The following is a 24259-nucleotide window of genomic DNA, read 5'->3' on the forward strand; positions in this document are numbered from 1 at the left end:
TGATGGGTGTGGAACAGATGATGGTCGTCATTCTCCCTGAGTTAGGCGGCATGGGCAAGCTGCAGATAACGCCGATGCAGGGTTTCCACCTGGGCCTGCAGGGCGGGGAGGTCGGCATCGTTGTGAATGATGTCGTCAGCGGCGGCGAGTCGGGTATCCCGGTCCGCCTGGTTGCGGATAATGGAGCTGACGTGCTCGGGGCTCAGACCATCGCGCTGGCTGGCGCGCTGTTGCTGCTGTGCCGGGCTGGCATCGACCACGAGTACGCGCTGCACCAGATCGATCCAGCCGCTTTCGATCAGCAGGGGGATGCTGAGGATGCAGTAGGCCGGCGGTGTGTTGCGCTCACGCAGGGCATTGACGCGCTGACGCAGGCACTCGCGGATTTTCGGGTGGAGAATGGCCTCCAGCCTCTTGCGCTCCTCGTTGTGCGCAAACACGCGTTGACGCAGCTGGGCGCGATCGAGGTTGCCATCGGCCAGCACTAGCTCCGGCCCCAGCTGGTGGGCGATTTCCCCCAGTGCGGGCTGGCCGGGGGCCACCAGTTCGCGGGCAATGATATCGGCGTCGATGACCGGCACGCCAAGCGCTTCAAAATAATGGGCAACGGTGGATTTGCCGCTGCCGATACCGCCAGTCAGTCCGATGATGAGCATGCGAGCAAGATACCCGAGCGGGCGGGGAACGCCAAGTCAGATTGGGTTGTGGCTGGGGTTGTGTAGTGCTCTATTGCATCCCTGAATAGCGCAGATAGGTGGCGGTGATATCGTGGCCCCATAGCAGGGCGATCCAGCCCGCCGTGGCCAGATAGGGGCCAAAGGGGATGGGGATGTTTCTGTCACGCCCGCGCACGAGGATGAGGCCAATGCCCACCACGGCACCCACGGCGGATGACAGCAGGATGATCACCGGCAGCATCTGCCAGCCCATCCAGGCGCCGAGCAGGGCCAGCAGTTTGAAATCGCCATAGCCCATGCCCTCCTTGCCGGTGATGAGCTTGAAGGCCCAGTAGACGGTCCACAGGCTGAGATAACCGGCGATGGCGCCGATGAGCGCAGTGGGGGTATCCACGAAGACCTGCCACAGGCTCAGCCCCAGGCCCAGCCACAGAAAGGGCAGGGTGATGCTATCGGGCAACAGCTGATGGTCAATGTCGATCATGGTCAGGGCAATCAGTGCCCAGGTAAAAAACAGCCCGGCCAGGGCGGGCCAGCCAAACCCGAAATGCCAGGCGACGGTGACGGAAAGTAGCGCGGTCACGAGTTCGATGATCGGGTAGCGGATAGAAATCCTTGCGCCACAGCCGGAACAGCGGCCGCGTAACCAGAGATAGCTGAGCAGGGGGATGTTTTCCAGCGCGGTGATGGCGTGGCCGCAATGCGGGCAGCGGGAGCGTGGGGTGGAAAGAGTAAGTTTTTCCTCGGCGACGGTGTCGAGCCCTGGATCTGAGGTTTGACGATACTGCGTCGCGGTGTCTGCGGCGGTGATCTCGGCGCAGTGTGCCCGCCACTCGCGCTCCATCATCAGCGGTAGCCGGTGGATGACGACGTTGAGAAAGCTGCCGACGATCAGGCCGAGCAGCCCAACCGAAATAAGGTAGAACACGGGACTGGTGTCCAGTAGTTCAATGAGGGCCATAGGCGCGACGATGAGATTGGTGACGGATGATGATCAGTCGCCGCGGCCTAAACCACCTGGCCCATCTTGAAGATTGGCAGATACATGGCGATAACCAGGCCACCGATCAGTACGCCAAGAACAGCCATGATTATGGGTTCCAGCAGACTGCTGAGACCATCGACCATATTGTCGACCTCTTCTTCATAGAAGTCGGCCACCTTGGCCAGCATGCTATCCACCGAACCGGTCTCCTCACCGATGGCCAGCATCTGCACCACCATGTTGGGAAATAGACCGGTCTCCTTCATGCACACATTGATCATCTGGCCGGTGGCGACCTCGTCCTTCATGCCCATGATGGCCTCGGTGTAGACGGCATTACCGGCGGCGCTGGCCACGGTATCCATGGCCTCCACCAGGGGCATGCCGGCGGCAAACATGGTGGACAGGGTGCGGGCAAAACGGGCGATGGTGGCCTTGGTGATGATGTCGCCGATGACGGGCAGTTTGAGGATCACCCGATCCAGCATGACATTAAAGGGCTTGGAGCGTTTTTTCACCTGCATGATGGCATAGATAGCGCCACCTAAAGCGCCGAAGATGGCCCACCACCATTCCTGAAAGATCTTGGAGAGCTCCACAACAAATTTGGTCATGGCAGGCAGGTCACCGCCGAAGCTGGTAAACATCGACTCAAACTGGGGAATAACAAAGATCAGCAGGATGGCGGTGATGATGAAGGACACCACGATGATCGCAGCGGGGTAAAACAGGGCCTTCTTGATCTTGCCCTTGATCGCCTCCACCTTTTCTTTATAGGTGGCGATCTTGTCAAGCAGGGTCTCCAGGATGCCGGCCTGTTCACCGGCGTGTACCAGGCTGCAATAGAGGTCATCAAAATAGAAGGGGTGTTTGGCCAGGGCCTCGGCCAGCGAGTTGCCGCCCTCCACAGTAGCCTTCACATCCATGATCAGGTCCTGCATGCTGGGGTTCTCATGGCCCTTGCCGACGATCTCGAAGGCCTGCACCAGGGGCACACCGGCCGACATCATGGTGGCCAGCTGGCGGCTGAATATCGCGATATCACTGGCGGTGATCTTCTGTTTCTTCTTGCCAAACAGGGGTTTTGGCTTTTTCTTGACTTTGAGCGGGGTGATCCCCTGACGACGCAACTCAGCCTTCACCAGGGCCATGCTGGAGCCAGGAGCCTCTCCCTTAGCGCGTTTACCCTGTTTGTTCATCCCCTCCCAAACGAAGATGTCAAAAGTTGCCTGTTTAGCCATAGTCTTTTCCTGGGTCCTGTGCTGGAGTTCTATTCTTTGGTCACGCGGTTGACGTCTTCAAGGCTGGTGACACCCTGTTTGACCTTGAGCAGGCCGGATTGCCGGAGGTCATTGATACCTTCCTTCTGGGCCTGATCGGCCAGCTGGATGGCATTGCCCTCGGCCATGATGATACGCGCCATTTCATCGGAGATGGGCATGACTTGGTAGATACCGACACGCCCCTTGTAACCGCCATCGCACTGATCACAACCTACCGGTTTGTAGATCTTCAGGCCCGGCAGATCCTCCTCTTTGAAGCCCTCTTCCAGCAGGGCCTCCCTGGGGATGTCGGCCGGTTTCTTGCAGCTATTACACAGCCGGCGCGCCAGACGCTGGGCGATAATCAGGGATACCGAGGAGGCGATGTTGAACGGCGCAATGCCCATATTGATCAGACGGCTCAGGGTTTGCGGGGCATCATTGGTATGCAGGGTGGAGAGCACCAGATGCCCGGTCTGGGCGGCCTTGATGGCAATCTCGCCGGTTTCAATGTCGCGAATCTCACCCACCATGATGATGTCTGGATCCTGTCGCAGGAAGGCCTTGAGGGCCGCAGAAAAGGTCAGCCCCACCTTGGGTTCAACATTCACCTGGTTGATACCCGCCAGGTTGATTTCCACGGGGTCCTCCGCGGTAGAAATATTTTTGTCTTCGGTATTGAGAATGTTCAGGCCGGTATACAGGGAAACCGTTTTACCACTACCGGTAGGACCGGTCACCAGGATCATCCCCTGTGGCTGCTGGAGGGCATCCATGAAGAGCTGTTTCTGGTCCTCCTCATAACCCAGGGCATCGATACCCAACTGGGCGCTGGAGGGGTCAAGGATACGCAGCACCACCTTTTCGCCGAACAGGGTCGGGCAGGTGTTGACGCGAAAATCGATCGCCCGGTTTTTGGAGAGCTTCATTTTCATGCGACCGTCCTGCGGTATCCGGCGTTCCGAGATATCCAGCCGCGACAGCACTTTCAGGCGGGCCGAGATGCGGCGGTTGAGGGCCACCGGCGGCGTGGCGATTTCCCGCAGCACGCCGTCGCGGCGATAACGCACGCGGTAGGTCTTTTCATAGGGCTCAAAATGGACGTCGGAGGCCCCGGTATTGATCGCATCCAGCAAAATCTTGTTGATAAAACGCACCACAGGGGCGTCGTCCACGTCGGAGTCGCTGGTCGCATCATTCTCAACCTCATCGCCGCTGCCGATATCCAGGTCATCCAGGTCACCATCGCCTGACATCTCGGCAAGGGTGGTATCCGCCCCCGCCATGGCCTTTTCGATGATCAGCTTAAGCTTGCCCTCTTCAACCAGCACGGCCTCAGTGTTGGCCCCGACGTGGAACTTGATCTCATCCAGCGCCTGGAGGTTGGTCGGGTCCGACACCGCGATAAACAGGCGATTGCCACGTTTGTAAAGCGGTAGTGCATGGTGCTTGCGCACCAGTTTCTCATCCACCATTTTGGTGATTTCGGTTTCCAGCTCAATCACCTCGATATCAAATACCGGGATGCCGAATTCTTCAGCGGCCGCGGTGGCGATGATCTTTCCATCCACCAGCGCCTTTTCCACCAGATAGCTGACCAGGGGGATCTTTTTCTTATCCGCCTGTTCCTGCGCCTTAAGGGCATCCCCCTCGGCGATATGTCCGTCATTGACCAGTCTTTTGGCCAGGCCGTTAAGAGTCATTTGTGCGTTTGTAGTTGCCATAATCAGAGGTTCTTTTTACATCAAATTAGCATCAATATCTGCGAAGTAGCACATAATTTTTTGTTGTTTGACGAGTTGGGCCAATGGATTAATTCAATGTGATAAGCTGTTATTTGAATTGTGTTTTCAAAAGAATAATCGAGAGTTATTATTTATTAATCAATATGTTACAACTTTTCTTCACTTTGAATCAAGTTTGGTCGATAGTGATTTTAATTATAAAGTAGTATGTCTGAATACTTAGCGGCCAATTGTTGTGTTTGTTTAAGCGAAGCCACCCATGCGTATCCTTTTGTTGACAACATCCTTCCCCCTTTGCCTAGGTGCTTCCAGCGGCGTATTTGTGGAACGCCTTGCCCAGAGGCTTGGACATCGAAGTAATCTTCATGTGCTCGCACCAGCGACGCAAGTCCCCCCGGTTCTGCCGACAGATAAAATGTATAGCTTGTCCACATTTACATATGCACCAGTGAAATGGCGGATATTGGCGCAGGGCAATGGTGGTATTCCCGCTGCTCTTTCCGTCAATCCTTGGTTATGGTTATTGGTGCCCAGTTTTATTGCATCGATGATGGTAACTTGTTTTTGGCAGGCGCGCCGCGCCGATATTATATTCGCCAATTGGTCAATATGCGGTGCGGTTGCGTGTGTTGTCGGCCGTCTCTGTGGGCTGCCGGTTGTGACGACCCTTCGAGGGGCGGATGCTAATCGTGTTGAAATCTCTCTCGTCCACCGTCTTTTGATTGGACTTTGCCTGCGTTTGGGAGGACGAGTAGTAGCGGTCAGTGATGATATCGCGCATCGAATGGAGGTCATGTTCCCAGCCATGGCGGGTAAAGTGGTGATGATTCCGAACGGAGTTGACCTCGTTTCGCCACATGATGAATCCGGCGTAGCGGAAGAAAACGAGCTGACTCGCTTGCTAATGGTGGGTAGCCTTATCCCGAGAAAATCTGTCCAGACTGCATTTCATGCATTGGCTCGTTTACCTGCGGAATTCTTACTTACAGTCGTTGGTGAAGGCCCTGAAAAGAGGACATTGAAAACACTTGCCGAAAATCTTGATATTGGCGGGCGTGTTCATTTTGTTGGTCATGTGCCACCTGAGCAGATAACTGATTGGCTCATAAAAGCGGATTTACTGGTAATGACAAGTCGTAGCGAGGGCCGTCCAAATGTCGTTCTGGAAGCAATGGCTGCGGGATTGCCTGTGGTGGGCAGCGACATTCCGGGAATACGCGAGCTGATTACCCCTGAAGTGAACGGCAAGCTTTTTCCTGTAGGCGACAGTGATGCGCTTATCGATTGTCTTTTGCCTTTTCGGAATCGGAATTTTCGTCTGCGTTTAGGTGAGGCCTCGCGCCGCTTGATCATCGAACGTGGTTTGACCTGGGAAAACACTGCCGAACTTTATATGAAGCAGTTCGAACATCTTATTGCTGAGAGTAAGTGCTGACATGTGTGGTTTTTCTTTTCTTTTAGATCGCCGAATTCCACCGCCGCAGGCTAAGCAGCGCATGGAGCGCAGCCTTCAAGCTATGCAGCATCGTGGTCCGGACGATGGCCACATCGAAGTTTCAGGCGATACCATGCTTGGCCATCGGCGGCTTTCCGTCATCGATCTTGCCGGCAGCAGACAGCCTATGTCTGATCCCACTGGCCGCTATTTACTCGCCTATAATGGTGAAATTTATAATTATGTTGACGTTCGCAATCAGCTCGACGGCCGTTGGGCCTTCACTACCAAAGGCGATACTGAAGTACTCCTTGCAGGACTGGTGCTTCAAGGAGCAAGTTTTCTTGAGCGGCTCGAAGGGATGTGGGCTTTTGCTTTTTGGGATTCTCAAGAGCGTTGTTTGTTGCTTGGGCGAGATCGTATGGGTAAAAAACCGCTATTTTTTCAGCCGCTTCCAGAAGGGGGGATGACATGTGCCTCGGAAATACCTTCCCTGCGTAAGCTGAGCGATGAGCCGTGGCATGAGAGTTTGGATAGTACGGCTGATTATTTGAGGTATGGTTATTATCTGCCTGGTACAACAGCCTATCAAGATGTATGCGAAGTGCTTCCTGGTCATACGCTGGGTTGGTCGCCAGGGAAAAGTATTGAAGCTAAAGCCTATTGGTCCTTACCTCTAAATCCTTTTCAAGGTACGCGAAAACAAGCGAAATTTGTACTACAGGAAAAAATGTTTGCCGCCGTTGAAAGGCGCTTAGTCTCAGATGTTGAAGTGGGTGCGTTTCTCTCTGGAGGAGTAGATTCATCACTTATTGTTAGTATATTGGTCGATCAGTTAAATGTTTCTCCTAAGACGTTTACTATCGGTTTCGAGGAAAAGTCATACGATGAAAGTATGTTCGCCGATCTGGTTGCTAAAAGGTTTAGTACGGAACACTACGTTGAGTATTTGAAGGAGTGGGATTCAGGTGTGTTAGAAAAGTTGATTTTCGAACATGTTGGGCAGCCATTTTCAGACCCTTCCATTTTGCCGACAGCTATGCTGTCAAAATTAGCAGCATCTCATGTGAAGGTTGCCTTGTCAGGTGATGGAGGAGACGAATTGTTTAGCGGTTATCAGCGTTATCAGGCGCGCGTGTTATTGCAATGGTATACGCGACTTCCGATTTTAGTTAGAAAGAATATTAGGTATGTTGTTGAATCCATTCCAGAGCCGATGGTTCATCATAGCCACAGTCTGATTAAAAAGGCTCATTTATTCTTGGATACGGTTGATCGGCAGGCGGGAGAAACATCTTATATAGCGCCATTAATGTTCTCAAATGAAGAATTTTCTGGGCTGGCGCCTGATTTAATAGGTCGCGGCCATCGACCACCTAAACTTCCGGATGAAACGGATCTGGATGATATCTATAAGATGATGGCTTCTGATGCTTTGATTTACTTGCCTCAAGACATTTTACAGAAAGTGGATCGCGCATCAATGGCTTATTCATTAGAAACTAGAGCGCCCTTTCTTGATAGTGAAGTTGTGAAAACAGCATTCTCAATACCTCGCCAGTGGCACCGGCGGGGGATGGTAGGGAAGCGGATGTTGAGAGAAACTTTTTCAGGTTTTCTGCCAGATAACATATGGAAGCGTAGGAAGCAAGGTCTTGGAGTTCCTGTAGGCCGTTGGTTTCGAGAGAATCTGGGTAGAGAGTTAGAGGGTCTGATAGAGGATGTGGATATGCCGCTGAACAAACTTTGGCTTAAAGAAATGCTCGTTTCCCATCGAGAGAATAAGCGAGACCAGGGTCTTCAATTATGGATGATTTATATATATTTATTATGGAAACGTAATGGTATGTGCATTGGGGCTGAAAGCCAACTGGCAAATATGATATCTGGAAAATAGGATGCATAAGATAGCAATATTTATATCAGATCTTGATTGCGGTGGAGCGCAGCGTGTGATGTTGACGTTGGCAGAAGGATTTGTGGCTCAGGGGTTCTCAGTAGATATGGTGTTAGCACGAGGCGGTGGGATATTAGAGAATGAGGTACCTGATGGTGTGCGCTTGGTTAGTCTTTCTGGCGAAAAAAAGAAAAAACTACTGTTTTCTTTAAAGGTGCTTGTTTGCTTGGTGGGCTATCTTCGGAGCGTTAAGCCGGAGGCCGTGTTGTCAAGTATAACAGGGGCAAATCTGGTTGCGGTGTTAGCTAGAGGTATAGCTAATCTAGATACAGTGCTTGTATTGCGGCATGAGAACACGGCGCCAAATATTAGTAGCCAATTGCGCACTTGGCTTGTGAAGAAATTATATCCTAGATCTGATGCCGTCATTACAGTTTCTGCAGGTGCGGGTTTAGATCTCAAAAAGATTATTGATCTAAAGGATGAAAAATTACATGTAATCGAAAATCCAGTTAATTCGACCAAGATTCGTAAATTAGCACAAGACCCGGTATCAGAGCCATGGTTTAATGATGTAGATATTCCAGTTTTGATTAGTGTTGGGCGACTATATCCCCAAAAAGATTTTGTGACATTAATACGTGCCTTTGCAAAGATGCGCGAGACGCATCCTGCTCGCCTAATTATTCTCGGTGAAGGACCAGAGCGTGATCGTCTTGAGTTATTGGTGCGTCAGCTTGGATTGGAAAATGATGTTTCAATGCCTGGAATTGTACAAAACCCATACCCGTGGATGCGTGCGGCTACTGTATTCACGTTATCTTCTTTATGGGAGGGTTTGCCTATTGCGCTGATGGAAGCAATGGCTCTGGGTTGCCGCATTGTAGCAACTGACTGTCATTCTGGTCCGCGCGAACTTTTAGATGATGGAAAATACGGCATGCTTGTTCCGGTTTCGAATGAAGATGCGTTATCGGAAGCTTGTATTGCCGCGCTTGATGCACCACATAATCCCCAGTTAATAATGACCAGGGCGGATAATTATAGCCCAGAGGGAATTGTGGCTAAACATCTTCAGCTTCTAAGGGCTGGCGATTAGTGAAAAATATTTAGATTTAATTGTGATAGAAATAAAATATATTTGTTGATAATGCGCTCTGAACTTTTAATACGCGTGATATTAATATAATTAATTTTTTATCTTTGTTATTTTTAATGAGCCTGCGGAGTCATCCAGCACAAACTTCCCGCTAATATCATTCAGGTATTCATCGGTTGCTTTTTTGCATCCTCCCCAGTCATAGTAGTCATCTAGAATTATACTTCCACCAATGACAAGGCTTGGAAAGATGCGTTTTAGGCAGGTGATTACTGGCTCATACCAGTCAACATCGATGTGTGCAAAAGCAACAGGCTGATTTATTTTTAGAGTGTCCTGAACCAACCCTTTAATTAGCGATACCGATTGCTCGTCACGATTTATACCAAACATTTTCAGGTTGTTATTGACAATCTCGTATAAGTTTTTTTCGTAGCCGTAGTATTTTTCACCGCCAAGCCCTTTTGATTTCCCCTCCTCTATTATTTTATAACGACTATGCACGTCACGCGTGTCTTCCTTTGTTGGTGGAGGGATCATGCCGAAAACATCATAAACGAAAAAGGGGCGTTTGTTTTTTTTCATTGAAGCAATTAAAATGCTAGACCCGCCAAGCGCACAGCCAGCTTCTATAAAAATTCCAGGCAGAGCATTAGTCTCTATTTGTCGGCATGTGTGCGCAATGCGGGCAAGTTTTTTGACTGACAAATAAGTAATCATTTGCGAACGAATACGATGTATCAGTTCGCATTCTTCGTGGTTTAATCCGGATAGAATGGATTTCTCTGAAACGCTTATTGTTTTTAAGAATCGCTTGATTCGTTGCAGCATAATTTATCCTGGGTTTTTGGGCTTGTGCTCCATTGTAATAAATGGATTGAAGTAACTAATAGTAAGGTGATCTAAATTTTTTGCCGGTGAGAAAATTGGCGGCGTGTTGTTATATTTGTTTTTTTAGTCATAAGCGTTCAAGCGCTTCCTTCATGTTGGTTAATATTCTTTCTTTAGTAGCTTCAACGTTTATAGCTGTTGTTGGCCAGGCGATGTTGCGATAATAAAAAAAGTATCTTACACGATAAAATATAAACTTGAATAAGCCGTATGTTAGTAATAGGAACCGTTTCCATAACGGCTTGTCCATTTGGCTTATCTCACCTCTCATATCCAAAGAAAAATAAGGGTGAATAGGGATAAATTCCTCAACTAGCTGTAAACGCTTATCATTCTGATCTCCCAGCACAACGACTGGAATTCCCATTGCGATACAGGGTAGCGCGCAATGTAGTCGACTCGTAACAACTAATTTTGCCCGTGTTCTGTACATCTCTAAAAAACCCTCAGCAATATTCATCTTTATATCGTGCGAAAGCTTTGCGGGAAGGATGTGTTTGGCATATTCAATTTTTTGATTTTTGAGTTCTTTTGGCAGGGGTACAAATGTATCTAAATCGACAATAAATATTGTGTCTGCACTGACAGCATATTCTTTCTTTCTCCTGTTGAAAGTAAGTGTTAAGCAGTAGTTGAAGTAGGTGTCGATACCGAGTGAATTTAATATTTTTTCAGTATTCCTGTCTCTGCAACCGATGGGGGAGTTATTTTTAAGGTATGCAATCGCTTCTTTTGTCAGTAGTTTGTTCTGGGTTAAGCTAGTAGAGCTAATATGTATATTGCTAAAGACGGGAGTGATATTTTCGTCTAGCGGAAACGTTTCCTGACTGATCGAGAACCAGCCGTTGATGATGAGGATGCATTCAATATTTCCAAGCGTGGGGTGGTCTCTGTCCAAGTATCCGCTAATACTTAATCCAAGTAATTTCAGGGCGTGGATGGCTGCTAGTGTCTGTATTTCATCACCTACATTTACAGAATCTGGATACTTAAAGCTATATATGTTCTTGTTTAATTGTGATTTCATAAATTCATGCCGTGGGGTTGGTTGGCCTCCAGGAAGGCCATGTTCTTATGTGTTCTTTTTTATACAGATACACAAGAGCAATCATGCGCCAACTAACTAACGCTATGCCGCTGGCTGTGGCTGCACCAAGAGCACCATATCTTGGAATTAATGCTATACAAAGTGCTATGTTAAGTAAAATTGATAGGATGGATATTTTAAGTGCCGCGGCTTGATATATGGTCATCATCATAATTATAGCCACAGGACCTGCGGCTGCGTTGATTATTTGCGCGACAACTAAGACCATCATGGCTGGGTAAGCAGAGGAGAATTCCCTCCCAAAAGCGCTAAGCAATACTGGGCCAAATGCCAATAAAACTATCCCTATAATAATCGCTACGAAAAACCCATAATTTGCAGACCGGGTAAGTACTGTCTGAAGGGTTCTATTGTCACGCTTTTGAAATAATTCAGATGCAATTGGCGCAAAAGCCATATTGATGGTGATTAATCCAAAGGAAGTTAATTCAGCGATTCTTGCGGCTACTGAATATAAGCCAACAGACTTGTCGTCTGACAATATGCCTAGAATGATAATCCCAAGATTCATTTGTGCCACGGATAGGATGCCTACCCCGTAAAGAACCCATCTTACAGAGGCCCATTCCTGTTGTTTTTCTTCTGGCAAAGGAGATGAAGATTTATCTAATTTTATATGATGCAAGAACACGCTGGATGCAATCAGCGCTACGCTCGCAGAAAGAAGGTGGATATAAAGCATCATGTTGGCTTTCGTTGAGAAGCCGAAAAGAATAAGCGATGCTGAAATTAGCGCAAGTAGCCCCGGTCTTATAATGGCATCAGGGACAAAGCTTTTCTTCATGTATCGCAACCCTTGCAGGATGCCTTGCCTGACAGTAAGCGTAGCGAGTATAAGGATTAACAATGAGCCTGCGATTAAATAGCTGCTTATTTCCGATGTGTTTAATTTAATTAAAAGAGCCAAACCAAATGCCGGAATGGTTAGTGTGGATAATAATAGAATAATGTTTTCAGAATATCTTCGAAAATGAGAAATTGATAACCAGTCTTTGTCCGAGCGATAGCGAGAAACAAAGCGTGTTGCAGCAGTATCTAATCCGCCTGTTGTTAGTCTCGCCAGTACTACGATCCAGGCAACCACGAAAGAGTAGAGTCCGAATTCGCTTGCACCCATTAACCTTGCAAGTAATATTTGCGTAAGGAGCAGAATGGCAAGCGATGTTGCACGGATGATGAATGTGCCTGTAGTGCTTCGCAACAATATCGCTAGGTAGTCGGGTCGTAATTCAGACATATATGGTCACTTGATTATACACAGTAAGTCGATATTAATGCTTCAAGCAATTATCGATTTCTAATGCGATGATGTTTTAAACCAAGGCTGATTAGCATGCTGGTCGGGTTAAAATAAATACGTTCCATGCTGCGCGCTGTGCCTTTGGAATAAAATTAATAAAGCAGAGCGCGATAATTTGTGTGATTGCTCTAGTACAAATACGCGCTTCAAATAATCGTCTCGTGGATAGCAACTATGTCCTCTATGATAATCCAGTAAATTATTAATCGACTGCTTTCCAATACGCATGACGGAGAGGTGAGCGTTAGCGCTTGTCTGTTCGGCCTTTCACTAATCAGAAATTCTTTGTTCTATATTTATGGCGTGAAGAGTTCCAGCACATCCTCTTAAATACAGAAATCTTTTCGTTAGGCTGGTGATTCCTCCTTAGGCTCCGACACAATTTGTGGTTGAGATAAATGAGGAGACCCTTTTCATATGTTAATCAAGTACGAGTAAATAGCCAACTGCAAAAGGCGTGCTGCTACTGCTTTCTGGTGATTGGCTTCCGATAATGGCGAGCAGGTTAAATAAAGGAACGACGATGAATGTCAACACTGCCAGAGGTAGGAGAGCCAATGGTGATACATGCAACATTTGCCATGCCAAAGATAAATTGAATAGCAATACACTTGATTCAATAGCATTGCCAAAGACAACTGATCGACGAATAGCCAATCCGCTCTTTCTTGTAAGGTGTTGCAGGCCGTGGTACGTCCAGCGCGTGTAGTCTCCTGGCGCGTCATGAATTGGATAAAGAAATGGCGTGGAAATGATTATGCATCCTCCGGGGGAGACGATGCGACGCGCTTCTTGCAGAGCGAAATATGGATCAGTGAGGTGTTCCAACACCTCAAGCATCACTATAGTGTCGAAGCTTCCGTTGGCGAATGGTAACTTATGCGCATCGCCGAATACGTCTGGGCGAGCGGCATACAGTTTTTTGCCCGTCATTGGGTAGTCCAAGCTGTAATAATCGCAGCTCGTTTTAATATATTTTCGAAGCGGTTGGCGGCCGCATCCAATATCTAGAATTTTGCCTGCGGCTTCATTGGCAACAAGCTTATAACGCCTGTGTTCAAATCGATATGCTAAATATTGTGGATGAAACAGCGTATAGCGCACATGGTGCATTATTTGTCGAAGGAGTGATGCACGTATCATACGATTTACATTTCTGACTTAGCGGAAGTAAAAATAGAATTTGTTGCCCATAGTTCTAACTTGGTTCTGAAGTTCTAATGATGATCTTACTATTTATGTCGATTTGAATGTTTAAGATGATGCGGTCAATTTTAATGAAATGTTATTTGTCATTTTTCTCAGATTTGTACATTAATTGTGTGATTTGTTCGGAAACAAGACCAATAAGAAATATGGTCACTGATGCTGTGAGAAGAAAGATGGTCGCGAGTGACAGGCGGCCCTGTGTTGCAAAGGTGTAAGCATAATACGTGATGCCAGCTAGCGCGTGCAGAAATGCGACGGGAAAAAATAATTTGAGTGGCGAATACAAAGTTCCAATTTTGAAAATGATGAGTAGAAAACGCACTCCGTCTTTCACTAGATGAATATGGCTATTGCCAAGTCGTTTCGCTGCCGTTATGGAGATGTATGCAACCGGATAGCCAGCACGAAAGAATGCCATTGTGCTAGTGGTAGGGTAGGAGAAACCGTTCGGTAGTAGATAGAGATATTCGCGAAAGCGGTTCGCTCGTGCTGCACGAAAACCGGATGTGAGATCTTCGATTTTCTGTCCTGTCATGTAGCTTGCTAGGCGATTATAGAGGCGGTTAGCGATGCTACGCCCGGCACTAGCCTGGGAACTGAGGCCACGCGCACCCACTACCATTTCATAGCCTTGGTCGAGTTTTTCCAACAGGCGCGGGATGTCGGCAGGGTCATGTTGGCCATCAGCATCCATGAACACGATGATGTCTCCCTTCGCCATACGGGCGCCACTCTTAATCGCTGCTCCATTACCCATGCTATACGGGTGATGCAAGATGGTCGCCCCATGGTTTAGGCCAACCTGTGCTGTATCGTCGCTCGAGCCATCGTCGACGATCAGTATCTCGGCATCAGGACAGGTAACGCGAAGCTGTGGCAGGAGATGGTTCAGGCCCGCGGCCTCGTTTTTGGCAGGTAGTACAATCGTCAGCATAGGGCAATGTACCTGTGTGATGTCGGTTGGGCACCTGTTGACAGTAGTCATTGAGCTAATCCTGTGGCTGTGGTGGCTTTTCTGCGACTCTGCATTTGGTCAATCATCCGAAATTTTTCTGCGTACAGTTCATTGTTGCTCATGTGGTACCACGTTTGCTTGGCATGTTCCCGCGATTGTGCCACCGTTAGCCATTGGCGTGCATCATCAAATTGTTGCGCCAGTAGATAAAGGTTGGCGACGCGTTGCGCAGAAGCAGCGGTGGGCGCGATTTGGTCGATGATCTGATAGGCCGTCAGTGCTCCGGATGGGTTCTCCTGTTTACGATACAAGTCTCCGCTCAATACATACATGCCGGAGATGCTGCGATGCCAGAGTTCATTATCTTCTAGATTAAACAAAGCTGGTATCAGATTATGCAAATCGGCGGTCTGGTTATGGCAGCTGGTCGTGAGTATGCCTGAAAAAAGGCTTTGCATCGCTGGCCGCAGGCCGTCGGTCATGCGGTGAGAAGGCGTTGCTGAGGCGAGTTCGCTGAAATGGTAGCGCAGGGGTTTGTTGTTCCGGCAGGCAATGTCGATAGACATGATCGGTATGCTCAAATCGTGTGGGAATCGCCGATAGGCTTCGTCGAGTTCATCTAGCGCCACACCAGCCAGACCAGCACCAACGAGTGTTTGCGCGTAGGTACGCTGGGCCCGCGGGGAATCGGGGTGTTCCACTGCCCATATCGGTATGATGCGCATGAGTGAGCCCCACTCGCTGGCATAACCCCAGGTAGTGGCGGCAGTGATGCCGATGATGATGGTTGCCAATACCGGCGCCAGTCGGCGTAGATCGGAGGTGTATTTTCCCAGAGTATTATTGATAGCGACCGTCGCAGCCAGCAGTGGGCCAAATATAGGCAGGTAGTTTCTGTGCTCGAAATACAGCTCCAACGATACCGTGGTGGATTCCAGCAGATGCCCTCCAAGGAACCACAGCGCACCAAAGCTTAGTAGCGGACGATGCAGGCGATAACGGATGGCTCCAATCAGTGCAACCGTGATCACGAGTGCGCTGAACAGGGCCATGGGTTGTAACAGGCTGGAATAGATCGGGAAGTCATCATGGAACAGCCCCAGCCCCGATACGCGCATGCTGAACAGGCTAGACAGATAGTCCAGCAAGACGACTGGTTGGGTGATGACCCGCTCTAGCAGAGTGAAGTCCCGTGTCTGATAAGAACCGATCCAACGAGGTAAGTAGGCGAGGTAAGCGACCAGAGCAACGGAGGGAAACACGATGAAGGTGCGACGCCACCAAATGAATGCCCGATTGGTGGGAAGGTGCGCAAGCAGAGTGAATTCCACCACCAGTAGATACACCGCCAGCAAGATGCCTGATTCCTTGCTCAAGACTGCTAGCAAGGTGCTGAGTCCCAGCGAAAGTGTCATCCAAACCATTGCGCGGCTATTGGGGTTCGGGTTGCGCAGGCGTAATTGGAGATGTAACGCGACACCGATGACCACAAACAGCGTGGAAAGTTGGGTCATGCGTTGAACCACATAGCTTACTGTGGATACCTGTAATGGATGCACCAACCATAGGGCCATTATGGTAAGCGCCAGCCAATCGGCCCCTGCCGTGCTGGTAAAGGGCCGTAGCATCTGCCGTCCTGCGATAAATAGCACTATCCCAATGAGCAGGTGCAATAAGAGATTGGTACGTTTGAAGCCTCCCGGCTGTGAGGGCCAGGCGTTGTCGTCAAGTAGAAATGACAGTTTGGAGATCGGACGTCCAAGGGGGCCGGCTTGGCCATCTCGAAGGTATCCACGTAGTGACTCAATGTCGTTCACCGGGCGTAGGGTACCTAGGTTGTCGAAGTCATCCAGCATGAAAAAGCCAGGAATCGCTGGCTGGAAAACCATCCAGGTCAGTGCAAGCAGTCCGAGGAATGTTGCTGCGACTAGGAGGGGATGCCTAGGATTAGGCAGGTTGGAGCTAGAGTTGTTCAATGTGGTCAAATCATCACGCATTAGCAGTTTATTATGTGTAGTTGCGCACAAAAATAAAGCCCCCTTGCGGGGGCTTCATCACATCATTCTCGTCATGCTACTGCCGGGTTATAAGCGGCAATTAGCGGGGCGATATTTGGCTGGCAGGGTGCCGCCAGTACAATCAACCTGCACACCATTCGCGTTGCCTATGACTTGATACAGGAACGTTGTGGTATCAGCGCCTGCGCCAAGATTTGCCAGGGTATAGGTCAGCAAGGTGCCGCCGGAGCTGGTTGCAAAGGCGATGGCGCTGACAAATTCACTCTGGTCTGCATTTGTATTGATACCTGCGGCGGCGGTTGTGGCCGGCATGCTGCCCGTAGAAATGTAGTATTCAGCGACGCTGGTACGGGCAGCGCTGGCGAGTACCAGTACTTCACTCACTTTGGCGCGAATGGTGTAATCCTGATAGGCCGGAATTGCGATGGCGGCCAGGATGCCGATGATGGCTACCACGATCATCAGTTCGATCAGGGTGAAACCCTTTTGTACTGTTCTTATGTGTTGCATGGATAAATCCTCCAGTGTGTTCATGAAAAACCGTTTGTTGCGCATTTCCCGATGTTGAGTATTACCGTCTAGATCGGTGGTGACGTTTTCCTTATTCGGTCGTTGCCGCAGATTCTTTAGTCTCTGTGGCGGGCGCCCAAAACGGGGAAATCCGCACTTGCCAGAGTACTTGCATGTGGTGTGCCAAAAGCTATCGGGGTGACTGTTTTAGCCGGCCGGGGTATTGTGAGTGGATAAAATGCCAATTATAACAAAAAGTTATAATCGTGTTTTGGGGCTCGAGGTTTCGGGTCGGTGTGCGGGGATTGACGCCCTTCGCCTTGTTGGGCAGGCGGCGCCTTTCACGCCGGGTCACAATGTGACAATTTTGGTCAGTCTGTTAGGGGTAAGTGCTAAGTACTAAGTGCTGAGTTGGGCCGGCACTATACGCAGTTTATTTATGTGTCTGCGTATAGTGTCTGGATGTTTTCTGTTCCTGGCGAGTTCCCGTTGCTATTCCAGTGCTATTCCAGTCCCAGTTTTTTGAGGCGATACCGCAGCGCCCTAAAGCTGAGCCCCAGCAGCTTGGCGGCGGCGGTCTTGTTGTATCGGGTCTGCTCCAGGGCTTGGAGGATGGCCATCTTTTCGATCTCGCCGAGGTGTGCTTCGAGGTGGATCTGGCCGGAGTCCAGTGGGCCGGGCATGGGCGGGATAAGAGAGGTGGTGTCCGTGGTCTGCGGCAGGTGCAGGTCACGCTGGCGTATGGTGTTGTCTTCGCACAGGGTCATGGCCCGTTCGAGGATGTTTTCCAATTCGCGCACGTTGCCGGGGAAGCGGTACTGGCTGAGCGCCCCCAAGGCATCGGGGGCGAGGGTGGGGGTGGGCAGGTCCATCTGCCGGGCAAGTTTGTGCAGGGTGTGCGCGGTGAGCTGGGGGATGTCCTCGGCGCGATCACGTAGCGGTGGCACCGGCAGCTGGATGACGTTGATGCGGTAGTACAGATCCTGTCGGAATTTGCCCTCTTCGACCAGCCGGCTCAGGCCCTTGTGGGTGGCGCTGAGGATGCGTACGTCGATGCTGGTCTCGTTGGCCGCGCCGACCGGGCGGATGGCCTTTTCCTGGATGGCGCGCAGTAGTTTGACCTGCATGTGCAGGGGCAGGTCGGCGACCTCATCCAGAAACAGGGTGCCGCCATCGGCGGCCTGGAACAGGCCCGCCTTGTCGGCGATGGCGCCGGTGAAGCTGCCCTTTTGATGGCCGAAAAATTCGCTCTCCATGAGTTCGTCGGGGATCGCTCCGCAGTTGACGGGGATGAAGGGCTGATTGGCGCGCGGCCCCTTGCTGTGGATCAGCCGGGCTACCAGTTCCTTGCCGGTGCCGGATTCGCCGCTGATGTAGATGGGCGCCTGGCTGCGCGCGACTTTGGCGATGGTGGCGCGGGTGTGGCGCATGAGTTCGGAGTCGCCGAGCAATTCATCGCGGGAACGGCGATCCAGCTGCGGCTGACTTTCGGAGACCCGGAGCGCGGTATTGACCAGGTTGCGCAGGATGTGCAGATCCACCGGCTTGGAGACAAAATCAAACGCGCCGGCCTTGAGGGCCTTGATCGCCCATTCCATATTGCCGTGGGCGGTGATCATGGCGACCGGGATCTTCGGGTAATGCTGCTGGATGTGTTCCACCAGCTCCAGGCCGTTGCCGTCGGGCAGTTTCATGTCGGTGAGGCACAGGTCGAAGTGGTGTCTGGATAACAGGTCCCGGGCCTGGCCGAGGTCCGCCGCGGCGCGGGTGTCGATATTCATGCGCCCCAGCGTCAGCTCCAGCAGTTCGCAGATGTCGGGTTCGTCGTCGACGATGAGGGCATGGGGTTGAGTGGCGGTATTCATGGATTTTTGACGCGGCTAATGGACTCTGTGGTGGATTTGGCCGACACGGGCGCATTGGCAAATTCTAACCGAAAACAGGCCCCGCCGGTGGGGATCGCCACATAATTGAGCCGCGCCTGATTGCTTTCACACAGCTCGCGGGCGATGTACAGGCCCAGACCGGAGCCTTTGCTCTCGGTGGTAAAGAAGGGTTCGAAGATGTTGGGTGCGACATCGGGCGGAATGCCGGGGCCCTGGTCAATCACGTCGATGAAGGGGGCGTGGGATTTGGTGGACTGGCCACAATGCAGTTCCAGTTTTGGCTGACGCGGAAATCCCTGGCTGTGACGCAGGCCGTTGTGACACAGGTTCCACAGCACCTGGTGCAGCTGGGTGGCGTCCATGTGGGCGGTGATGTCAGCCGGTTCCACGTGCAGGCGGATGTCGGCCGGATCGCATTTCTGGCTGTGCACAAATTCGTTGACGAAGTCTTCCAGCCACGGTTTCAGGGCAATGGTTTCCGGCATGGAGTGATCGCGGCGGCTCAATTGCAGCACGTTTTCAATGATGTCATTGACCCGTCGGCTGTTGGTGTGAATGATCTCCAGCAGGCGTTTTTCCGAGGGATTGTCGCTGGCCGTCTCCGTCAGCAACTGCTCGGCATGGCTGATGGCGCCAAGCGGGTTGCGGATCTCGTGGGCGATGCTGGCGGTGAGGCGGCCCAGCGAGGCGAGCTTCATCTGCTGGGCCTGCTGGGCCATGCGTGCGGTGTCCTCGAGAAAAATCAGCGTGCCGGCGCGGGCTTCGCTACCCAGCGCCGTCATGTTGGGCAGCAGTTCTACCGAGCCGCCGCCGGGGCGAAACATGCGCGCCTCCGACAGGCCGCCACGGCGCCAGTCGATCAGTTGCTCGGCCAGCTCCGGGGAGATGAGTTTCAGGCTTTTGCTGCTCGTGCTACCCATGGAGGGCAGGCCCAGCATGTACCAGGCCGATTCGTTCATCAGTCGCACCCGCAGGTCGGCATCGACCACCACAATGCCGGACTGCATGCGCTGCAGGACGTGTTGATTGAGTTGCGCAAGATTGGCCAGGTCGACACCGCGCTGCGCCGCCAGTGCCTCGCTCTCGCGTATGCGCGACGACAGCACATGGGCCAGAAAGGCGGTGGCAAACAGGCTCGCCCCCAGGATCCCGGCCTGGGTGAAATTGGAGGTCAGTGCCGGATCCTGATGGGCGAGCACCTGTTCGCCCAGTACCGCGATGGCCGCGATGGCCGCGAAAAGATTGGCCGCCCGGCTGCTGAGCAACAGGCTGTTGCCGGCGATGGCCACGATCAGCAGCATGCCAAGCCCCGTCTCGATGCCGCCACTGGCGCGCATGATCAGGGTGAGCGAGAGGATGTCGATGACCATCAGCCCGTAGGTGAGGACGCGGAATTCTGTCCACCGCAGACGGATCGCAAAACTGGCAGCCAGGGCGACGCCGAGATAGACAAAGCTGATGGTCTGAAACAGCGAGGGGTTGGCGCTGCCCAGTACCGGCAGGTTGCCCTTTACAAACACGGCGCTGACAAACAGCGCCGCCAGGGTAATGCGATACAGATTGAGGTAATGCAGCGGGCGCCAGGCGCGCTCACTATCAAGGTGCGAGAGGGTGCTGGTTTCGGCCTGGGAAAAACTCGATGTGGGCACGGTTTATGGGGTCTGATCAGTGGCTTTGATATTGCTGGCGGCAGTCCGCACTACAGAAATAGCGGCCATCCTGATGAATTGTTTCAGTTTTTGGCGCATGCGTCCGACAATGGTCACAGGCAACGGTTTGGGCGTAGGCCATGCTGCGGGGAGGTCTGTCGGTGGTTTGCTGGCGTTGACGCTGTTGTTGATGAGACCGATACAGCTGGCGAATCAGCAGTAGGGCCAGGCCGATGGCTGCGATCAGAAATATCCCGCGAAGAAATGGCATGGGCGAGAGTATACGCGGCAGACTGTGTGGCGGCGAGTGGGGCGGTCTCAATATTAGATTAGGTGTTTTACGGCAGCGAGGGATGTGCGGCTATCGGTCGTGGATTTTGCAATCGCTTATGTAATCGATGATGCAATCGTAGACTTTGGATCAAGTGAATGGATGTTAAACCGTTAAAAATTCTGGCTGTTGATGACACAGAAATGAACATCAACCTGCTGGGACGTTTTCTGCACAAGTTCGGGCATGAAATGGTGGTCGCCACCAATGGACAGGAGGCGATTGATTGTTTCGAAACCGAACGCCCGGACCTCGTGTTGATGGACGTGATGATGCCGGTGATGGACGGTTATGAGGCCACGCGGGAGATTCGTAAACGCAGTGGCGAACAGTGGGTGCCGATCATTTTCATGAGCGCCAAGGCCGCTGTCGAGGACCAGGTGATGGGGCTCGATGCGGGGGGTGACGATTACCTCACCAAGCCCGTGAACATGCACATCCTCGGGGCCAAGATAAAGGCCATGCAGCGCATCGCCGAAATGCGCGATGCGCTGGCGGTGCAGGCAAAGGCGCTTGAGGCCTATCAGGCCAAGGCCGAGGAAGAAAAATATCTCGGCAATGTGCTGATGGAACGCATGACCCGCACCAGCGATTTAACGGACGAGCTGGTGGACAGCTGGTTGCTGCCGGCAGAGCATATGAGCGGTGATCTGGTGGCCTCCTGCCGCGGCAAGGATGGCCGGCTGTATGTGATGGTGGCCGATGCCACGGGTCACGGCCTGTTGGCGGCCATGATGCAGATCCCTGTTTCGCAAACCTTTTATCACATGACCGATCGTGGTTATTCCCTGAGCAGCATTGTCAGCCGCATGAATAGCCAGCTGCGGGTGCTGGTGCCGCGTGACCGTTTTGTTGCCGCGACGCTGATCATGGTGGATGCCCACAACCGGCTGATCGAGGTGTGGAATGGCGGGGGTTCGGAAACACTGTTTCTGGATAGCCAACGGAAAATCCTGCACCGTTTTACATCCAACGCCGCGCCGCTGGGAATTATTCCGGAACAGCAGTTTGAGCCGCAGACGCAGGTCTATCAATGGCAACAGGCCGGTGAGCTGCTGGCCTGTTCCGATGGCGCGGTGGATGCCCTCAATGATGAACAGCAGCCCTACGGTGAAGAAAGACTGGCACAATCGCTGAGCCGCTATCGCGATAAAACGGCCTGTGCCGCCGTGGCCGAGGGTCTGCGGGAATACCTGAAAGGGGGGCGGGCGCAGGATGATATCAGCGTGGTCAGCGTGTATTGCCCGATGCCGGAGAATAACCTTAATTAGTTGTCTATCAGCCCGATGCCAGGCGGTGCGCCCAGCGCGTGGTCTCCGGCAGCCGGAAACGCGTGGTGCAACGTAACACAAAGTTGATTGCCGTCGGCAGGTCCACTCGATGGCCGATCGACACAAACAGCGGCCGCACATGATCCCGCGTGCGCAGTACCGCCCCGATCATCTCTTCCTCTTCAGTGTCACCCCACAATGGCTCCCAGGCCCCCTTGTCGCCGGCCGGTTCCTGATAGTGGCCGATGAGTCGCGACTTGGCGACGCCGATCGTCGGCAGGCCGGAAAGTACCCCCAGGTGGCAGGCCAGTCCGAAGCGACGCGGGTGGGCAATGCCCTGACCATCACACAGCAGCAAATCAGGCATGGCATGCAGCTGTTGCAGGGCCTGCATGACCCCCGGCAGTTCACGAAAGGACAGGTAGCCCGGCACATAGGGGAAGCGCGTCGGGACGCGGGCGATGGTCTGCTCGTGCAGCGTCAGGGCGGGGAAGTTCAGTACCGCGATCGCGGCACGGGTGGTCTTGCCGCTGTCTTCAAATCCCACATCCACTCCGGCCACAAGGCCGATCGGCTCCGGCAGCTCATTGCGGCGGATCACCTGATCGCGCAGCTGCTGCTGAATAATCCTGGCCTGGTCGATCCGGGTAGGCCAGTTGATGTCGGGCAAATGGGGCATGGGCATTGCCGGTGTAACGCGACACATGAAATGCGAATCCGCGACAATGGAGTTGCGAAACACATAAATCGGAGAATTAAGGGGGTTTTTCGGCACTTAAACCTTGCGAAAACCCCCTTTTAAGGTCAATTTTCGGCGTACCTACTACGGGCCTTAAGTCCTTCTCTTTTCATGCGCCGCCTAAAGGTGTTTTCAGACGGCACATCCCACTTCTGCCGCAGCCCTTCAGCCACCACCTCTTGATACGCTTCAGCGATATTTGGGGGGTCTATTTCCTCGTATCGTTTCTTAAAGAAAGACCACGCAGCAGGCGTCATGCTGGCGGTAACGGTCCGCCCTTTATACTGGCTTGCCAGCAATTCCACCCATTCGCCCCGGGGCTGCCCTTTAACCGTGTCAAACCACCTATAAAGAGCCGCCTTGCTTACGCCAAACTCTTCGCCGGTAAGCTGCCATGCCTGGACTGGTGGGACCCCCTTTTTGATTAGAGCCAATCCGTATAGCAAAGCCTTGTGTCGTGTTTCAGCCGAGGTCGCCACCATTCCCCCCTTGCAGCAATGATTCAAAGCGGCTAGCTATTGACTCCAGGCGATCGAGGACCGCGCTATCCATTTTTTTAGGGATGACGCAGTTCTTCAGAAAGGCATCGAAGTGCTCCATTTTGCTCTCTGATTTATGACTACCCGCATCAGAGTTGAGGGGGAACCTAATAATTTCAGCCATGACGGCCTCCTTATGCTTTAGTAAATGTTGCCGCTTAGTAGGCGGCGGGACTCAACTACCGGCATAAGTCGGCGGAGGGTATTTCCCCGAAGGGTCTTGTATTTTCCTCTCTAATCCCACCTGGTAATTAAGATACCATGTGATGGGATAATTGTCTGACAATGCCAGTAGTAGTCCTAAAGGTAGACTGTCTCGCTTCATGTGTCAATATGTATTTATTTAAAAGGCATTTGATGTGCCCGGCTGCGTCGACGCGGCGGGGGGCCTTGCCTGGGTCACAGTGTTCACTCACTGCGGTTTAGGGTCTGGGCCGTGTTGGCGCACGGCTCAGTCGCCCCTTTTATTATTGCCCTCTACTCGGCTGTGGGCGATGCGTCGCTGTCGCCTTCATCGCTCGCGCCATCATTACTCTTGGCCGCCTTTTGCGGCGACAGACATTCCACTGTCTGCAGGATTACACTGATCTCATCGAGGCGGTTGCGTATCATTTCAGTGCGCTTTTTCAGGTGGAACAATTCCACTGCGAGCTGGGCCTGTTCATTGACGTGCTGGTTGCGCACGTCTGTTGCTGTGGTCGTGGTCATATCATCTTCCCTTTGTTGGTTATACATTCTGATTTTGCGTGGCCA

Annotated in this window: 22 protein-coding genes; 4 read left to right on the forward strand and 18 right to left on the reverse strand. The window is 51.9% G+C overall.

The annotated features are described in order from the left end of the window. Positions 1-41: 41 nt before the first annotated feature. The 4 genes from coaE to pilB all read right to left on the reverse strand — a co-directional run bounded on the left by coaE (position 42) and on the right by pilB (position 4648). Positions 42-656, reverse strand: a complete 615-nt coding sequence (coaE, locus tag RRB22_00980) for a dephospho-CoA kinase (protein ID MDT8382968.1) — start codon at positions 654-656, stop codon at positions 42-44. 70 nt (positions 657-726) lie between these two features. After that, positions 727-1638, reverse strand: a complete 912-nt coding sequence (locus RRB22_00985) for an A24 family peptidase (GenBank protein MDT8382969.1) — start codon at positions 1636-1638, stop codon at positions 727-729. Positions 1639-1685: 47 nt separating this feature from the next. Then, positions 1686-2903, reverse strand: coding sequence for a type II secretion system F family protein (locus tag RRB22_00990; GenBank protein ID MDT8382970.1), 1218 nt, complete (start codon positions 2901-2903; stop codon positions 1686-1688). A gap of 29 nt (positions 2904-2932) precedes the next feature. After that, positions 2933-4648 carry a type IV-A pilus assembly ATPase PilB gene (pilB, locus tag RRB22_00995; protein ID MDT8382971.1) on the reverse strand — a complete coding sequence of 572 codons (1716 nt, stop codon included), beginning with the start codon at positions 4646-4648 and terminating at the stop codon, positions 2933-2935. 280 nt (positions 4649-4928) lie between these two features. On the opposite strand from pilB, the gene RRB22_01000 reads away from it, so the two are divergent. Genes RRB22_01000 through RRB22_01010 form a run of 3 tightly spaced genes read left to right on the forward strand, consistent with a single transcriptional unit; the run spans position 4929 to position 9100 of the window. Beyond that, a complete protein-coding gene (locus RRB22_01000) occupies positions 4929-6104 on the forward strand; it encodes a glycosyltransferase (GenBank protein ID MDT8382972.1) in 1176 nt (391 codons plus the stop codon). 1 nt (position 6105) lies between these two features. Beyond that, entirely contained in the window at positions 6106-8001 is a 1896-nt protein-coding gene (gene asnB / locus RRB22_01005) for an asparagine synthase (glutamine-hydrolyzing) (GenBank protein ID MDT8382973.1), read from the forward strand. A 1-nt stretch (position 8002) separates the two neighbouring features. Continuing rightward, a complete protein-coding gene (locus RRB22_01010; GenBank protein MDT8382974.1) occupies positions 8003-9100 on the forward strand; it encodes a glycosyltransferase in 1098 nt (365 codons plus the stop codon). Between the two features lie 90 nt (positions 9101-9190). On the opposite strand, the gene RRB22_01015 is transcribed toward RRB22_01010, so the two are convergent. The 10 genes from RRB22_01015 to RRB22_01060 all read right to left on the reverse strand — a co-directional run bounded on the left by RRB22_01015 (position 9191) and on the right by RRB22_01060 (position 20897). Next, positions 9191-9931 (reverse strand): TylF/MycF/NovP-related O-methyltransferase, encoded by a 741-nt coding sequence (locus RRB22_01015; protein ID MDT8382975.1) that lies wholly within the window; start codon positions 9929-9931, stop codon positions 9191-9193. A 127-nt stretch (positions 9932-10058) separates the two neighbouring features. Next, complete coding sequence (locus tag RRB22_01020) at positions 10059-11018, reverse strand: polysaccharide pyruvyl transferase family protein (GenBank protein MDT8382976.1); 960 nt, start codon at positions 11016-11018, stop codon at positions 10059-10061. Between the two features lie 4 nt (positions 11019-11022). Continuing rightward, complete coding sequence (locus tag RRB22_01025; GenBank protein MDT8382977.1) at positions 11023-12336, reverse strand: flippase; 1314 nt, start codon at positions 12334-12336, stop codon at positions 11023-11025. 483 nt (positions 12337-12819) lie between these two features. Next, positions 12820-13512: a class I SAM-dependent methyltransferase gene (locus RRB22_01030; GenBank protein MDT8382978.1), complete on the reverse strand. Its 693-nt coding sequence runs from the start codon at positions 13510-13512 to the stop codon at positions 12820-12822. A gap of 172 nt (positions 13513-13684) precedes the next feature. Further along, on the reverse strand, positions 13685-14542 hold the full coding sequence (locus RRB22_01035; GenBank protein MDT8382979.1) for a glycosyltransferase family 2 protein: 858 nt from the start codon (positions 14540-14542) through the stop codon (positions 13685-13687). Positions 14543-14589: 47 nt separating this feature from the next. After that, positions 14590-16560, reverse strand: a complete 1971-nt coding sequence (locus RRB22_01040) for a hypothetical protein (protein MDT8382980.1) — start codon at positions 16558-16560, stop codon at positions 14590-14592. An 87-nt stretch (positions 16561-16647) separates the two neighbouring features. Continuing rightward, complete coding sequence (locus RRB22_01045) at positions 16648-17091, reverse strand: pilin (protein MDT8382981.1); 444 nt, start codon at positions 17089-17091, stop codon at positions 16648-16650. Positions 17092-17594: 503 nt separating this feature from the next. Further along, positions 17595-18956 carry a sigma-54 dependent transcriptional regulator gene (locus tag RRB22_01050; GenBank protein ID MDT8382982.1) on the reverse strand — a complete coding sequence of 454 codons (1362 nt, stop codon included), beginning with the start codon at positions 18954-18956 and terminating at the stop codon, positions 17595-17597. Further along, positions 18953-20626 carry an ATP-binding protein gene (locus tag RRB22_01055; protein ID MDT8382983.1) on the reverse strand — a complete coding sequence of 558 codons (1674 nt, stop codon included), beginning with the start codon at positions 20624-20626 and terminating at the stop codon, positions 18953-18955. The genes RRB22_01050 and RRB22_01055 overlap by 4 nt, the downstream gene beginning before the upstream one ends. Before the next feature lie 16 nt (positions 20627-20642). Further along, complete coding sequence (locus RRB22_01060) at positions 20643-20897, reverse strand: PP0621 family protein (protein MDT8382984.1); 255 nt, start codon at positions 20895-20897, stop codon at positions 20643-20645. A gap of 158 nt (positions 20898-21055) precedes the next feature. Here RRB22_01060 and RRB22_01065 point away from each other — a divergent pair, with 158 nt between their 5' ends. After that, positions 21056-22228 carry a fused response regulator/phosphatase gene (locus RRB22_01065; GenBank protein MDT8382985.1) on the forward strand — a complete coding sequence of 391 codons (1173 nt, stop codon included), beginning with the start codon at positions 21056-21058 and terminating at the stop codon, positions 22226-22228. 7 nt (positions 22229-22235) lie between these two features. On the opposite strand, the gene nfi is transcribed toward RRB22_01065, so the two are convergent. From nfi to RRB22_01085, 4 genes are all read right to left on the reverse strand, one after another. Continuing rightward, positions 22236-22913, reverse strand: coding sequence for a deoxyribonuclease V (nfi, locus tag RRB22_01070; protein MDT8382986.1), 678 nt, complete (start codon positions 22911-22913; stop codon positions 22236-22238). 119 nt (positions 22914-23032) lie between these two features. Next, on the reverse strand, positions 23033-23449 hold the full coding sequence (locus RRB22_01075) for a DNA-binding domain-containing protein (protein MDT8382987.1): 417 nt from the start codon (positions 23447-23449) through the stop codon (positions 23033-23035). Next, complete coding sequence (locus tag RRB22_01080) at positions 23430-23630, reverse strand: hypothetical protein (GenBank protein MDT8382988.1); 201 nt, start codon at positions 23628-23630, stop codon at positions 23430-23432. The genes RRB22_01075 and RRB22_01080 overlap by 20 nt, the downstream gene beginning before the upstream one ends. A gap of 353 nt (positions 23631-23983) precedes the next feature. Then, the gene (locus RRB22_01085; GenBank protein ID MDT8382989.1) at positions 23984-24214 is read right to left on the reverse strand and encodes a hypothetical protein; all 231 of its coding nucleotides are present in this window, start codon (positions 24212-24214) and stop codon (positions 23984-23986) included. Positions 24215-24259: the final 45 nt, after the last annotated feature.

The sequence above is a fragment of the Gammaproteobacteria bacterium genome (genome assembly GCA_032250735.1).
Taxonomy (GTDB): Bacteria; Pseudomonadota; Gammaproteobacteria; order SZUA-152; family SZUA-152; genus SZUA-152.

Excerpts from the sequence above, each read along its gene's own strand:
- coaE (MDT8382968.1), bottom strand. The coding sequence starts at position 656 with ATGCTCATCATCGGACTGACTGGCGGTATCGGCAGCGGCAAATCCACC.
- RRB22_00985 (MDT8382969.1), bottom strand. The coding sequence starts at position 1,638 with ATGGCCCTCATTGAACTACTGGACACCAGTCCCGTGTTCTACCTTATT.
- RRB22_00990 (MDT8382970.1), bottom strand. The coding sequence starts at position 2,903 with ATGGCTAAACAGGCAACTTTTGACATCTTCGTTTGGGAGGGGATGAAC.
- pilB (MDT8382971.1), bottom strand. The coding sequence starts at position 4,648 with ATGGCAACTACAAACGCACAAATGACTCTTAACGGCCTGGCCAAAAGA.
- RRB22_01000 (MDT8382972.1), top strand. The coding sequence starts at position 4,929 with ATGCGTATCCTTTTGTTGACAACATCCTTCCCCCTTTGCCTAGGTGCT.
- asnB (MDT8382973.1), top strand. The coding sequence starts at position 6,106 with ATGTGTGGTTTTTCTTTTCTTTTAGATCGCCGAATTCCACCGCCGCAG.
- RRB22_01010 (MDT8382974.1), top strand. The coding sequence starts at position 8,003 with ATGCATAAGATAGCAATATTTATATCAGATCTTGATTGCGGTGGAGCG.
- RRB22_01015 (MDT8382975.1), bottom strand. The coding sequence starts at position 9,931 with ATGCTGCAACGAATCAAGCGATTCTTAAAAACAATAAGCGTTTCAGAG.
- RRB22_01020 (MDT8382976.1), bottom strand. The coding sequence starts at position 11,018 with ATGAAATCACAATTAAACAAGAACATATATAGCTTTAAGTATCCAGAT.
- RRB22_01025 (MDT8382977.1), bottom strand. The coding sequence starts at position 12,336 with ATGTCTGAATTACGACCCGACTACCTAGCGATATTGTTGCGAAGCACT.
- RRB22_01030 (MDT8382978.1), bottom strand. The coding sequence starts at position 13,512 with ATGCACCATGTGCGCTATACGCTGTTTCATCCACAATATTTAGCATAT.
- RRB22_01035 (MDT8382979.1), bottom strand. The coding sequence starts at position 14,542 with ATGCTGACGATTGTACTACCTGCCAAAAACGAGGCCGCGGGCCTGAAC.
- RRB22_01040 (MDT8382980.1), bottom strand. The coding sequence starts at position 16,560 with ATGCGTGATGATTTGACCACATTGAACAACTCTAGCTCCAACCTGCCT.
- RRB22_01045 (MDT8382981.1), bottom strand. The coding sequence starts at position 17,091 with ATGCAACACATAAGAACAGTACAAAAGGGTTTCACCCTGATCGAACTG.
- RRB22_01050 (MDT8382982.1), bottom strand. The coding sequence starts at position 18,956 with ATGAATACCGCCACTCAACCCCATGCCCTCATCGTCGACGACGAACCC.
- RRB22_01060 (MDT8382984.1), bottom strand. The coding sequence starts at position 20,897 with ATGCCATTTCTTCGCGGGATATTTCTGATCGCAGCCATCGGCCTGGCC.
- RRB22_01065 (MDT8382985.1), top strand. The coding sequence starts at position 21,056 with ATGGATGTTAAACCGTTAAAAATTCTGGCTGTTGATGACACAGAAATG.
- nfi (MDT8382986.1), bottom strand. The coding sequence starts at position 22,913 with ATGCCCATGCCCCATTTGCCCGACATCAACTGGCCTACCCGGATCGAC.
- RRB22_01075 (MDT8382987.1), bottom strand. The coding sequence starts at position 23,449 with ATGGTGGCGACCTCGGCTGAAACACGACACAAGGCTTTGCTATACGGA.
- RRB22_01080 (MDT8382988.1), bottom strand. The coding sequence starts at position 23,630 with ATGGCTGAAATTATTAGGTTCCCCCTCAACTCTGATGCGGGTAGTCAT.
- RRB22_01085 (MDT8382989.1), bottom strand. The coding sequence starts at position 24,214 with ATGACCACGACCACAGCAACAGACGTGCGCAACCAGCACGTCAATGAA.